The 12,211-nt window shown below is 73.3% G+C and carries 13 protein-coding genes and 1 pseudogene; 5 read left to right on the plus strand and 9 right to left on the minus strand.

Features of this window, described 5'->3' with window-relative positions; all coding sequences use genetic code 11:
* A partial coding sequence (locus ACFSL4_RS27330; protein ID WP_465269767.1) for a thioesterase family protein occupies positions 1-412 on the plus strand: 412 nt, incomplete at its 5' end.
* On the opposite strand, the gene ACFSL4_RS27335 is transcribed toward ACFSL4_RS27330, so the two are convergent.
* The 5 genes from ACFSL4_RS27335 to ACFSL4_RS27355 form a co-directional block, all read right to left on the minus strand.
* Positions 382-741, minus strand: coding sequence for a GntR family transcriptional regulator (locus ACFSL4_RS27335; RefSeq protein ID WP_381088279.1), 360 nt, complete (start codon positions 739-741; stop codon positions 382-384). The two genes, ACFSL4_RS27330 and ACFSL4_RS27335, sit on opposite strands and share 31 nt — an antisense overlap.
* A gap of 74 nt (positions 742-815) precedes the next feature.
* The gene (locus ACFSL4_RS27340) at positions 816-1,985 is read right to left on the minus strand and encodes a serine hydrolase domain-containing protein (protein WP_381088282.1); all 1,170 of its coding nucleotides are present in this window, start codon (positions 1,983-1,985) and stop codon (positions 816-818) included.
* A gap of 112 nt (positions 1,986-2,097) precedes the next feature.
* Entirely contained in the window at positions 2,098-2,502 is a 405-nt protein-coding gene (locus tag ACFSL4_RS27345) for a nuclear transport factor 2 family protein (protein ID WP_381088429.1), read from the minus strand.
* A 17-nt stretch (positions 2,503-2,519) separates the two neighbouring features.
* A complete protein-coding gene (locus tag ACFSL4_RS27350) occupies positions 2,520-3,485 on the minus strand; it encodes an acetylxylan esterase (RefSeq protein WP_381088285.1) in 966 nt (321 codons plus the stop codon).
* Positions 3,486-3,574: 89 nt separating this feature from the next.
* On the minus strand, positions 3,575-4,159 hold the full coding sequence (locus ACFSL4_RS27355) for an Rv1733c family protein (protein WP_381088287.1): 585 nt from the start codon (positions 4,157-4,159) through the stop codon (positions 3,575-3,577).
* Between the two features lie 599 nt (positions 4,160-4,758).
* On the opposite strand from ACFSL4_RS27355, the gene ACFSL4_RS27360 reads away from it, so the two are divergent.
* The 3 genes from ACFSL4_RS27360 (at position 4,759) to ACFSL4_RS27370 (ending at position 8,246) form a co-directional block, all read left to right on the plus strand.
* The gene (locus tag ACFSL4_RS27360) at positions 4,759-5,535 is read left to right on the plus strand and encodes a putative protein N(5)-glutamine methyltransferase (RefSeq protein WP_381088290.1); all 777 of its coding nucleotides are present in this window, start codon (positions 4,759-4,761) and stop codon (positions 5,533-5,535) included.
* Positions 5,536-5,637: 102 nt separating this feature from the next.
* Positions 5,638-7,653 (plus strand): oxidoreductase, encoded by a 2,016-nt coding sequence (locus ACFSL4_RS27365; RefSeq protein ID WP_381088293.1) that lies wholly within the window; start codon positions 5,638-5,640, stop codon positions 7,651-7,653.
* A gap of 29 nt (positions 7,654-7,682) precedes the next feature.
* Positions 7,683-8,246 (plus strand): PadR family transcriptional regulator, encoded by a 564-nt coding sequence (locus ACFSL4_RS27370; RefSeq protein WP_381088295.1) that lies wholly within the window; start codon positions 7,683-7,685, stop codon positions 8,244-8,246.
* A gap of 37 nt (positions 8,247-8,283) precedes the next feature.
* Here the strand turns inward: ACFSL4_RS27370 and ACFSL4_RS27375 are convergent.
* Positions 8,284-8,664, minus strand: a pseudogene (locus tag ACFSL4_RS27375) (fibronectin type III domain-containing protein); the annotation flags it as partial.
* A gap of 368 nt (positions 8,665-9,032) precedes the next feature.
* Here ACFSL4_RS27375 and ACFSL4_RS27380 point away from each other — a divergent pair.
* The gene (locus ACFSL4_RS27380; protein WP_381088298.1) at positions 9,033-9,776 is read left to right on the plus strand and encodes a glycoside hydrolase family 75 protein; all 744 of its coding nucleotides are present in this window, start codon (positions 9,033-9,035) and stop codon (positions 9,774-9,776) included.
* 141 nt (positions 9,777-9,917) lie between these two features.
* Here the strand turns inward: ACFSL4_RS27380 and ACFSL4_RS27385 are convergent, their stop codons facing one another.
* From ACFSL4_RS27385 to dhaK, 3 genes are read right to left on the minus strand one after another with little or no spacing between them, the layout of a single operon-like run.
* A complete protein-coding gene (locus ACFSL4_RS27385; protein ID WP_381088301.1) occupies positions 9,918-10,334 on the minus strand; it encodes a PTS-dependent dihydroxyacetone kinase phosphotransferase subunit DhaM in 417 nt (138 codons plus the stop codon).
* Positions 10,327-10,926: a dihydroxyacetone kinase subunit DhaL gene (gene dhaL, locus ACFSL4_RS27390; protein ID WP_381088432.1), complete on the minus strand. Its 600-nt coding sequence runs from the start codon at positions 10,924-10,926 to the stop codon at positions 10,327-10,329. The genes ACFSL4_RS27385 and dhaL overlap by 8 nt, the downstream gene beginning before the upstream one ends.
* A 35-nt stretch (positions 10,927-10,961) precedes the next feature.
* Entirely contained in the window at positions 10,962-11,954 is a 993-nt protein-coding gene (gene dhaK, locus ACFSL4_RS27395) for a dihydroxyacetone kinase subunit DhaK (protein WP_381088304.1), read from the minus strand.
* Between the last annotated feature and the right edge of the window lie 257 nt (positions 11,955-12,211).

Raw genomic sequence — 12,211 nt, forward strand, 5'->3', positions numbered from 1 at the left:
GCAGGTCGAGATCCGGCCGGCCGGCCCGGGCCGGCCGCTCGGCGGAGGCGAACGCGCCGAACTCCTCGCCTGGGTGCGGTTCGCCGACGGCCGCACGCTCGACGCCGGTGCCGTCGTCACCCTCACCGACGTGCTGCCTCCCGGCCTCTATGCGCGCTGGCGCAGCCCCCGTCCGGTGCCGACCGCCGAGCTGACCGTCCACTTCGCCGACGCACCGGACGACGCCGCCCCGGAGGGCTGGGCGCTGGTCCGGATGAGGACGGCGCAGGCGGGCGGCGGCTGGGTCGTCGACGACAGCGAGGTGTGGTCGGCGGACGGCCGGCTGCTGGCCCTGGCGCGCCAGGCCCGCGTCGTGCGGGGAGAAGGCCCGCGGCCGGGCGGTCATCCGGCGGCGGGCAGCGTGAACTCGTAGACCGGCGGGCGCCGTTGGGCCTCCGTCACCAGGTCGGTGATCTCCGGCGGTCGGTGGCGGCCCGCACCGCCGTGGCGCAGGATCTGCGGGGCCCGTCGCACGGTCTCCCGGCTGACCCGGAAGTGCGCGGCGAGCTGTCTCTCCCCGGGTGGCCGTTCGCCCGGCGGGATGGTGCCGTCGCGCAACTCGCCCGGCGGATCGGTGGCGATCCGCCGGTACGGCGGCTCGTCGCGCGGGCGGGGGAGGGGGGCTCGGAACGGGTGGTGCGGGCTGTGTCCACACCTTCCGGTGGCAAGACGTAGCCGTGTGGAATCGGTGCGCGACCACATCTAGCATTGGTCTAAACCAGCATGGAGGAGTGCTCCGGGAGTTCGGCCGCATCCGTTCCGCGCCGCCCGGTGCCTTACCGCAGTGCGCTGTACACGGCGCCGACGAGGGTCATCTTCCTCGGGTCGTCCGCGACATGCGGGCCCATGCGGTTCATGACATAGCCGAGGGAGACACCCGCCTCGGGATCCGCGAGCCCGCAGGAGCCGCCGAAGCCGTCGTGTCCGAAAGCCCTCGGGTTCGGCCCGTACGAGCCGTGGGAGCCGCTGAGCCACAGCCCGAGCGCCATCTCCGTGTCCCGTCCGAACCGGTCGCCCAGCACCAGGTCGCGGCAGCCGCCCTGTGCCTCGCGGACCCGCTCGGCGGCCTGGGGGGACAGTACCCGGAGCCCGCCCCACGACCCCCGCAGGGCGAAAATCCCGTACAGCGCTGCCACGGCGCGGGCCGTGCCGTGACCGTTGAGCGCCGGGAGCTCCGCGGCCCGCCAGGCGGGGCTGTTGGCCTGGGCGGCACCGACGACGGGATTGGCCAGCGCGGCCTGGGCCGCGGGTGCCAACCGGGCGAAGGCGGCCAGCCGTTTCCCGCGGTCGGCCACCGGCGGTTGCACCAGCTCGGCCGCCCGATGGGCCTCCTTCTCGGGAAGTCCGACGGTGAAGTCGATCCCGAGCGGCCCGGTCACCTCCTCGCGCAGGAACGCGCCCGGCAGCATCCCCGAGACCCGCCGGACCACCTCGCCCACCAGGAAACCGTAGGTCAGCGCGTGGTACCCGCTCCGCGTCCCCGGCTCCCACCAGGGCTCCTGCGCCGCGAGCCGGGAGGCGGTCAGCTCCCAGTCGTAGAGCTGCTCCACCGTGTGCGGTTCCCGCAGCCCGGACAGGCCGGCGCGGTGCGACAGCAGATGCCGCACCGGTACCGACTCCTTGCCCGCGGCCGCGAACTCGGGCCAGTACGCGGCCACCGGCGCGTCGAGGTCGACCAGGCCACGGTCGGCCAGGATGTGCAGGCACAGGGCCGCCGGGCCCTTGGTCGTGGACCAGACGTTGACCACGGTGTCGCGCTCCCAGGGACGTGTGCGCGCCGCGTCGGCCCAGCCGCCCCACAGGTCCACCACCGTCTCGCCGTTCAGCGTGACGGCGACCGCCGCGCCCAGCTCCTCCCGTTCCCGGATGTTCTCCTCGAACGCCCTGCGCACCGCCGCGAAACGCGGGTCGCACCGGCCGTTGACCTGGGGCACGTGCTGGGACATGGGTCCTCCGTGGTCCGTCGCGGGTACGCCCGGCCGGGACGGTCGGGCGTGATGAACGTACCGACTGGTCGGACTGGAGGGAAGCCGTGTCAGGCGGAGAACGGAAGCCGTGTCAGGTGAAGAACAGCGGACCGGCCGGCTCCCGGTGGCCGGCGACGGTGTGCCAGTAGTCCCGTGTCTCCACCGCCAGACCCTTCGTGTCGAAGCGGACGAACACGCAGCCCGCGAGGGTCGAGGGGGTGCCGTCCTCCTCGGTCAGCACCCGGAACTCTGCGACCGCCCGCCCCTGCGGGCCGGTGATCGGCTCGGAGAAGCGGACGTCCAGCGTCCGCTCGCCGGCGAACGACCACCGCAGGTACGCGGCGAGTTCGTCCCGCCCCCGGTGCGGCGTGCGGAACGGCATCGACCGGTGGACGCAGTCCTCCGCGTACAGGGCGAGGATCGCGTCCACGTCGTGCGCCGCCCAGGCCCGCTGCCACACCGCTGTGAACCTGTGCGCCGCCTCGGAGGTGCCCATCGTGTCCATGCGGCGGCTCAGAAGCGGGCCGGGAGCCAGCGCAGCTTGACCGCCTCCTGGTAGGGGCCGCCGCCCTCGTGGTCGTTGAAGTCGTACACCTCGATGGTCTTGTCCTCGTGCGCCCACGCGTTGAACGCGGCGAAGACCGTGGACGGCGGGCACGTCTGGTCCTCCAGGGCCGCCGAGAACAGGGCGGGCGCCCGGCCGCGCGCGGCGAAGTGCACACCGTCGAAGTACGACAGCGTCCGCATCACCCGCTCGGTGCGGCCGCGGTGCGTCCTGAGGTAGTTGCCGATCTCCCGGTACGGGGCGCGGTCCGTGAGCGTCGTCGCCCGAGGGAAGTCGCACAGGAACGGCACGTCCGGGGCGACCGCCACCAGGTCCGGGACGAGACCGCCGACCGCGATCGTGAGGCCGCCGCCCTGGCTGGCGCCGACCACCGCGGTGCGGGACGCGTCCGTCAGCGGGTGCGTGCGGGCCGCCTCCACGGCCCGCACCCCGTCTGTGAACAGCCGCCGGTAGTAGTACGTTTCGGGATCCTCGACCCCTCGTGTCACGAACCCGGGGAAGGCCGGTGCGCTGCCCACCGGGTCCGGCGTCTCGCCCCCGCCCCAGGCGCTGCCCTGTCCTCGCGTGTCCATCACGAAGTGCGCGCAGCCCGCCGAGGCCCACAGCAGATGCATGTGCGGCAGGGCGCGGCCGCCGCCGTAACCGAGGAACTCCACGACCGTGGGCAGCGGCCCGTCCGCGGACGCCGGCACGCTCAGCCAGCCCTTCACCGTATGGCCGCCGAATCCGGCGAACGTCACGTCGTACACCTGGAGCGTCTTCAGACCCGTCTCCACGGGCTCGAAGCGGGCGCCCAGGTCGTGTTCGCGGGTGTCCTGCAGCGTCTTCGTCCAGAACGCGTCGAAGTCCGCGGGCTCGATGGAGGCGCTGCGGTACTCGCGGAGTTCGTGAAGCGGCAGGTCGAACAAAGCCATGGAGGAACACCTTTGACGTCGGCAGTTCGGTGATCACACCGTACGGCGGCCCCGTGGGAGTCGCCAGACCTCGTCTCCCCTGCTCCCGGTCACGCCGTGCGCCGGCCCCAGTCCGGTCCCGTACGGGCCCACTCGGCCTCCCACTCCGCCATGCGGTGCCGCTCGGCGACGCGGCCGATCACGGTGCGGCCCAGGAGGACGGCCCCGGCCGCACCGCCCGCGGCCCACACACCGGCCGCCAGGGCGTGCTGCCAGACCGCGGCGTCGGTCGGCGGCGGGGCGACGCCACGCCCCTCGGCGTCCAGCCACACCTCCACCCGGTCGCCCCGCCGTGAGCCCGCCGGAACCTCGGCGAGCGTGGTCCGCGTGCCCTTGCCCGGCTCGGTCCAGCGCACCTTCACCGGGTACAGGGGCCGCCTGCCGCCCTCCGTCGAGGGCGCCGCGGCCGGGGCGTCCTCGACCGGCACCGCGGGCACCAGATGGCGGCCGGCGCGCTGGGCCGTCTGCGTCGCGCGCGCGGTGTCGTACGCCCACCGGCCCACCGCCGCGCCGACGAGCGGTGCCCCGGCGAACAGCAGAACGACGACGATCAGGGCCGTCCACGCCTCCACGACGTCCGACCGGCGGCGCAGCGAGTTGCGCCGCCAGCGCCAGCCGCGCATCCGGGTTCGCATCTCGACCTCCTTGCCGCCGCCTCCCATCCCGCGGACGGGTGCCTGCCCCGGAGGGACCGCGCCGCGCCGGGACCGGGCCATGCCGTTGTGCCGGACCGGACATGCTCTTCGACCCCCGGCCGGTGGATGGCTCGCCCCCCGGCCCGTGGACGGGCGCTCGCGGACGACTGCGCATGCGGTGCGGGCTGCTTCCGCCCCGGAGCAGCCTTTTCTGCCCATTGTCCTCTTGGGCGAAGTTCCCGGCCATTTGCCCGTGAAACCCCTCGATCCGGTCCGCGTCCACGCGCGACCGCGGTGCCGTCCCGCCCCGCCGCGGCGGTCCCGCCGGACCTTCGGCCGACGTCACGGGACCTCCCCTCGGCCCTCTGGGCGCAGAATACGACCTGGTGCCGGAGCGCCGGCCGCGACGGCCCGCGTCCGGCCGCTCCTGCTAAGGTGACCGTCCCAGCCGCGGACCGTCCCGGCCTGGTCGTGGCCCAGGAGGTGAGACCCATTTCCACTGTGTCGGCTCGGGTGCTCTCACCTCGCATCAGTGCGGGTCACCGGCGGTAGGTGACCGCGAGGGCGCCCTTCGGTCAACCGAAAGGCATCTCGGCTCCATGCCACCACTGTCGCGCTCCCATGTCGTCCGCGCGCTCCGTTCCGCCGGCTGCGTCTTCGCCGAGGACGAGGCGGAACTGATCCTCTCCACCGCCCGCACACCCGACGAGGCGGCCGCCATGGTCGACCGGCGCGCCGCGGGCCTGCCCCTCGAACACGTCCTGGGCTGGGCCGGGTTCCACGGACTGCGGGTCACCGTGGAACCGGGCGTCTTCGTGCCCCGCCGCCGCACCGAGTTCCTCGTCGACCAGGCCCTCGCCCTCGGACGGAACGCCTCGCTCGTCGTCGACCTGTGCTGCGGCTCGGGTGCGGTCGGCGCCGCCCTCGCCGCGGCCCTCGACGGGCCCGAACTGCACGCCGCGGACATCGACCCGGCCGCAGTGCGCTGCGCGCGCCGCAATGTCGCCGCGTACGGCGGCCGGGTGCACGAGGGCGACCTGTTCGCCGCCCTCCCGGACGGCCTGCGCGGCCGCGTCGGCATCCTGGCCGCCAACGTCCCCTACGTCCCCACGGACGAGGTCGCCTTGCTGCCCGCCGAGGCCCGCGACCACGAACCCCTGCGCGCCCTGGACGGAGGCGCGGACGGGCTCGACGTGCTGCGCAGGGTCGCCGCCGGGGCGCCCCGGTGGCTGGCGCCCGGCGGCAGCCTGCTCGTGGAGACGAGCGAACGCCAGGTTCCCGCGGCTGTGGAGGCGTTCACCCGCGGCGGGCTCGACGTCCGGCTCGTGGTCTCGGTGGAGCTGTGGGCCCATGTCCTGATCGGCACCAGGCGGTAGCGGCCCGGCGGGACGGCCCGGCACCCCTGTTATGCAACTAGTTGCATAACAGGGGTGCCGTCATCTACAACAGAGGGACGACACGCCGTACGGAGGGCCCCGATGAGCCACTACCCGCATCTGCTGAGCCCGCTCGACCTGGGCTTCACCACCCTGCCCAACCGTGTGCTCATGGGATCGATGCACGTCGGCCTGGAGGAGGCCGAGCACGGCTTCGAGCGCATGGCCGCGTTCTACGCCGAGCGGGCGCGCGGGGGAGTGGGCCTCATCGTCACCGGAGGCATCGCGCCCAACGAGGCGGGTCGCCCGTACGAGGGCGGCGCCAAGCTCACCACCGAGGAGGAGGCCGAGCGGCACCGCGTCGTCACCGAGGCCGTGCACCGCGCGGGCGGCAGGATCGCGATGCAGATCCTCCACTTCGGCCGGTACGCCTACCACCAGGACCTCGTGGCGCCGAGCGCGCTCCAGGCCCCGATCAGCCCGTACGTCCCGCACGCGCTCACCGACGCCGAGGTCGAGCAGACGATCGACGACTACGCGCGCGCCGCCCGCCTGGCCCGGCGGGCGGGCTACGACGGGGTCGAGATCATGGGCTCCGAGGGCTACCTCATCAACGAGTTCATCGCCGCCGGGACCAACCGGCGCGAGGATCGCTGGGGCGGGTCGTACGAGAACCGGACGCGCTTCCCGTTGGAGATCGTCCGGCGGGTCCGCGAAGCCGTGGGCGAGGACTTCATCATCGTCTACCGGCTGTCCATGCTCGACCTGGTCCCCGGCGGGTCCTCCCTCGACGAGGTCGTCACGCTCGCCAAGGCGGTCGAGGCCGCCGGGGCGACCCTCATCAACACCGGTATCGGCTGGCACGAGGCCCGCATCCCGACCATCGCCACCTCCGTACCGCGCGGCGCATACGCATGGGTGACCGAGAAGGTGATGGGTGCCGTCTCGATCCCGCTCGTGACCACCAACCGCATCAACACCCCCGAGGTCGCCGAGCGGCTGCTCGCCGAGGGCTGTGCCGACATGGTGTCCCTGGCCCGACCCATGCTCGCCGACGCCGACTTCGTCGCCAAGGCCGCGGCGGGACGTCCCGAGACCATCAACACCTGCATCGGCTGCAACCAGGCGTGCCTCGATCACACCTTCAGCGGCAGGATCACCTCCTGCCTGGTCAACCCGCGCGCCTGCCACGAGACCGAGCTGGTCCTGTCCCCGACCCGGCTGCGCAAGCGGGTGGCGGTGGTGGGCGCCGGACCCGCCGGGATGGCCTGCGCCGTCTCGGCCGCCGAGCGCGGCCACGACGTCACGCTCTACGACGCGGCGGGCGAGATCGGAGGCCAGCTCAACATCGCCCGCAAGGTCCCCGGCAAGCAGGAGTTCGACGAGACGCTCCGCTACTTCCGTACCCAGCTCGAGCTGCGCGGCGTGGACGTCCGGTTGAACACCCGCGTCACCGCCGGCGACCTGTCCGGCCACGACGAGGTCGTCGTCGCCACGGGGGTCACCCCGCGCACCCCCCAGATCCCCGGCATCGACCACCCCAGCGTCGTCGGCTACCTCGACGTGCTGCGCGACGGCGTCCCCGTCGGGGAGCGCGTCGCGATCCTCGGCGCGGGCGGCATCGGCTTCGACGTCGCCGAGTACCTCACCGACGGCGGCGACAAGGCGAGCGAGGACCCGGCGACCTACTTCCGCCACTGGGGTGTCGACATGGACTACCGCGCCCCCGGCGGCCTCACCGCGCCCGAGCGGCCGGCCCCACCGCGCACCGTCCACCTCCTGCAGCGCAAGACCTCCAAGGTCGGCGCGGGGCTCGGCAAGACCACCGGCTGGATCCACCGCACGGAGCTGAAGCACCGCGGCGTCACCATGGTTCCGGGGGTGGGTTATGACCGGATCGACGACGCCGGGCTCCACATCACCGTCGACGGTGCGAGCCGGGTCCTGGAGGTCGACACGATCGTGCTGTGCACCGGGCAGGAGCCGTGCCGCGACCTGTACGAGGAACTGGTGGCCGCGGGCCGGACACCGCACCTCATCGGCGGCGCCGACGTGGCGGCGGAGCTGGACGCCAAGCGCGCGATCAAGCAGGGCACGGAACTGGCCGCGGCGCTGTAGGGCCGCGTGCCGCTCCCTAGGATGAGCTCATGTCACTCCCGCACGCGATCCTGACCGCCCTGCTGGAGAAGCCGTCGTCGGGACTCGAACTGACCCGTCGGTTCGACAGGTCGATCGGCTACTTCTGGTCGGCGACCCACCAGCAGATCTATCGCGAGCTGGGACGGCTGGAGAGCGACGGCCTGATCCGTGCCCTCCCCACCGCACAGCCGGTCCGCGGGCAGAAGAAGTCGTACGAGGTCCTGCCCGCGGGTCGCGCCGAGCTCGCCCGCTGGACGTCCGCGCCCCAAGATCCCAAGCCGGTGCGCGACGTGCTGCTGCTGCGGCTGCGCGCCGCGGCCGTCGTCGGCACCGAGGGCATCGAGGCGGACCTGCACCGCCATCTCGCCCTCCACCAGGGCCAGTTGGCCGAGTACCTGGAGATCGAGAAACGTGACTTCGGGCCCGGCAGCAACTCCGCGCAGGACCGCATCCGGCATCTCGTGCTGCGGGCCGGCATCGACCTGGAGACCTTCTGGATCCAGTGGCTGACACACGCCCTGGATGCGTTCGACGACCTGCCCGCCCCCGAAGAGCCGGACGTGCGGCGGTAGTCCGGCAGGCCGTGCGGCCGTCGTCACCGGCCCGTCGTCACCGGCCCGTCGTCACCGGCCGCTCGGGCGAGAAGCCGCCCCAGGTGCCGTCCGGCGGTTTCGCGCGGATCCGTACCCGGTGCGTGGCCCCGGCCTCCCGGCCCGCGTAGAAACTGTAGGAGGCCGTGGTGCGCGGCGCCGTGCCGCCCCGGACGAGTGAGGTGGCCGGCTTCCCGTCGAGGTGGATCCGGTACTCCGTGATGACTCCATCGGCGTCCGGGGGGACCCAGGACAGATCGAGGCGGTACGCCCCGTCGGCGCGGTGCGCCGTGGCACGGAAGCGGGTCGGGGCGGTGCCCCTGCCGTCGTGGGAGCCGGGCGGCGTGGTCAGCCGCACCGCCTCGCTCGCCGGTGAGAGGTTGCCGGCCGCGTCCCGGGTCGCACGGCCCGTCTCCCCCCGCCGGATTGGTCTGTACCTTTATGGCGTGACTGCTCCGATCGCGGCAAGAGTGCGGGCGGTTGGAGGCGGTGTTCCCCCGGTGCGCGCCGGGGCTACGTATGCTGGTGCCTGGCACGGCGTGAACTTGCTTGCCATCTGCGGCAGTTCGTGCCCGACGGCGCGGTCCCGCTGTCGTCGCTGTTCCCGCGCCGGCGAGCGCGGTCGAGTGGCCGGGCAGGTTTCCCGGCCACTCGACCGCACCAAGGAGCTGTGCTCCGTCCGGTTCCCTCTTGGTGGACGAACCCCCGAACGTGGCACGTCTACGGGATGGATGACCACCCGTCACTTCCGGAAGAGGGGCTCTCGTCGTGTTCGTTCCGCTGCCGCTGCTGCTGCCGGCCGCGGCCGGCGCCGCCCTGCTCGCCCCCGCTCTGCTCGCACCCGCCCTGCTGCTGGCCGGTGCCCGGCCGCAGCAGCCCCCGGCCGCGCAGGAGGGCGCCGTGCGCGCCGCCGACCTGCTGGCCGCGGTGCGCGACTGCGTCCAGGTGTCGCACGGGCGCTACCGCAGCGACCAGGGCACCCCGGCGGACATCCCGGTCTGCGGGGCCCGCGGCGCCGTGTTCTGGAAGGCGGACATGGACACCGACTGCGACGGGCGGCCCGGCCCGGTGTGCAACCGGCGGACCGATCCGTCCTTCACCCCGGCCACCACGTACCGGCAGTCCGACGGACGGTATGTGAGCGCCGAGACACTGCCGTACATCGTGGTGCCCGCCCCCAGCGCGATCTGGGACCACCGCAGATACGGCATCGGGGGCGGTTCCGTCGCCGCTGTGATCCTCCGGGGCCGCGTCCAGTACGCGGTCGTCGGCGACACGGGTCCCCGGGAGATCATCGGTGAGGCGTCGTACGCCACCGTCAGGGCCCTGGGCATCCGCCACGACCCGCGCACCGGCGGAGCCGACTTCGGGGTGACGTACATCGTCTTCAGGGACGCGCGCGTGTCCCGGCTCGAGGACCGCCGCGCGGCCAGGGAACGGGGCGAGGAACTGGCGCGCAGGTTCCTGCGGGAGAACGGAGCCCGCGAAAGGAGCGGGCACGACCGGACATGACGCACCCGCGCGGGCCCGGGCCCGCGCGGGTGCGTGGAATCGCCGTCACTCCCGGCGGGGTCGCCCATTCCGGGACCGCTCCATCCTGACCGACTCCGCCCGGGACCACTCCTTCCGGTACGCCTACGCCTTCTTCCCGGGCTACTCCTTCCGGTACCCGTATGCCTCCTCGGCCGCAGCCTCCACCGCCGCCAGGTCCGCGCCCGCGGAGGCCGTGACCACCGCGGCGACCGCGCCCTCGACGAAGGGCGCGTCGACCAGCCGGGTGTTCTCCGGCAGTTCGTCCCCCTCCGCCAGCAGCGCCTTCACGGTGAGGACCGCACTGCCCAGGTCCATCAGCACGGCGACCCCGGCGCCCCGGTCCACGGAGGCGGCCGCGGCCGAGATCCGTTCGGCGCTCGTGCCCAACCCGCCGTCCTCCGTGCCGCCCGCCGCGGCGACGGGCGCGGTCGCCCCGCCGCCCGCCAGTGCCGTCGCCATGTCGGCGACCGACGCGGCGACCGCTGCGCTGTGCGAGACGAGCACGATGCCCACCGGCTTCTCGTCGGCGTCACTCACCGGCGGCCTCCACCAGTGCGGCGATCAGCAGGGCCGACGAGGTGGCGCCGGGATCCTGGTGCCCGATGCTGCGCTCACCGAGATAGCTCGCGCGGCCCTTGCGGGCCTGCAACGGCGTCGTCGCGACGGCGCCCTCCTCGGCGGCGGCCTTCGCGGCCTCGAACGAGGTGCCGAGCGCGTCCACCGCGGGCACCAGGGCGTCGATCATCGTCTTGTCGCCGGGCGAGGCCCCGCCCAGCGTCATGACCGCGTCCACGCCCGCCCCCAGCGCCTTCGCGAGCTGTTCCCCGGACACCTCGGCGGCGTCCCCGAGGGCCTTGCCGGCGCGGCGCAGCAGCGTGCCGTACAGCGGACCGGACGCTCCGCCGACCGTCGAGATCAGCTGCCGGGCCGCGAGCTGGAGAACCGCGCCGGGAGTGTCCGGCGCCTCCTTCTCCAGCGCGGTCACCACCGCGCGGAACCCGCGTTGCAGGTTGGTCCCGTGGTCGGCGTCGCCGATCGGCGAGTCGAGCGCGGTCAGCCGCTCGGCCTCGCGGTCGACGGACGCGGCGGCCGTCGCCATCCAGCGGCGGAAGAAGTCGGCGTCGAGCACTGAATCTCCTTGCGTGGTGTGGACGTTGACCTCACTCACCTGCCCCAGCGCAGCCCCGGCGTGCTGACCGGCGCGTCCCACAGGCGCAGTAGTTCCTCGTCGGCCTGGCACAGGGTGACCGAGGCGCCCGCCATGTCGAGAGAGGTGACATAGTTGCCGACCAGGGTGCGGGCCACGGCGACGCCACGCTCGGTCAGCACCCGCTGCACCTCCGAGTTGTAGCCGTACAGCTCCAGCAGCGGGGTCGCACCCATCCCGTTGACCAGGACCAGCACGGGGTTGCGCGGCTCCAGGTCGTCCAGCACGGCGTGCACCGAGAAGTCGGCGATCTCGCGGGAGGTCATCATCGGGCGGCGCTCGCGCCCCGGTTCGCCGTGGATGCCGATGCCCAACTCCAGTTCGCCGGGCGGCAGATCGAACGTCGGGGTGCCCTTGGCCGGAGTGGTGCAGGCGCTGAGGGCGACACCGAAGCTGCGTGAGTTGTCGTTGACCTGCCGGGCGATGGACTCCACGCGCTCCAGCGGCTGCCCCTCGTCCGCGGCCGCCCCCGCGATCTTCTCCACGAACAGGGTGGCGCCGGTGCCGCGCCGGCCCGCGGTGTAGAGGCTGTCGGTGACCGCCACGTCGTCGTCGACGAGGACCTTCGCGACCTGGATGCCCTCGTCCTCGGCGAGCTCTGCCGCCATGTCGAAGTTCAGCACGTCGCCGGTGTAGTTCTTCACGATGAACAGCACGCCCGCACCGCTGTCCACGGCCGCCGCCGCGCGCACCATCTGGTCGGGCACCGGGGAGGTGAACACCTCGCCGGGACAGGCGGCCGACAGCATGCCGGGGCCGACGAACCCTCCGTGCAGCGGTTCGTGCCCCGAGCCGCCGCCGGAGACCAGGGCGACCTTTCCGGCGACCGGGGCGTCACGCCGTACGATCACCCGGTTCTCCACGTCGACCGCAAGCTCGGGGTGGGCTGCCGCCATGCCCCGCAGCGCGTCCGCGACCACCGTTTCCGGGACGTTGATCAACATCCTCATGGGCTACCTCCTGGGAGCTTGACTGGCGGGCCTCTGGACCCGGCGTGGGTGGTGCCGGCCTCGCTGACGTGCCGTCAGGTGTGGGTGGACGGTGTCGTCGGTTCATTGTCGGAAAGTATCGGCGCTGAGGAGGCGATGGTCACGTGTGTCGACGTTCTCCGGTGCATACGGGTCACACGTCCGCCCGGTGGGACGCGGGAGTGCCGTCACCGACGGCGAAGAAGGATGAGGGCACACGGACGCCGGCAGGGGCGCGG

The organism is Streptomyces caeni (assembly GCF_042678285.1).
GTDB classification, from domain to species: Bacteria; Actinomycetota; Actinomycetes; order Streptomycetales; family Streptomycetaceae; genus Streptomyces; species Streptomyces caeni.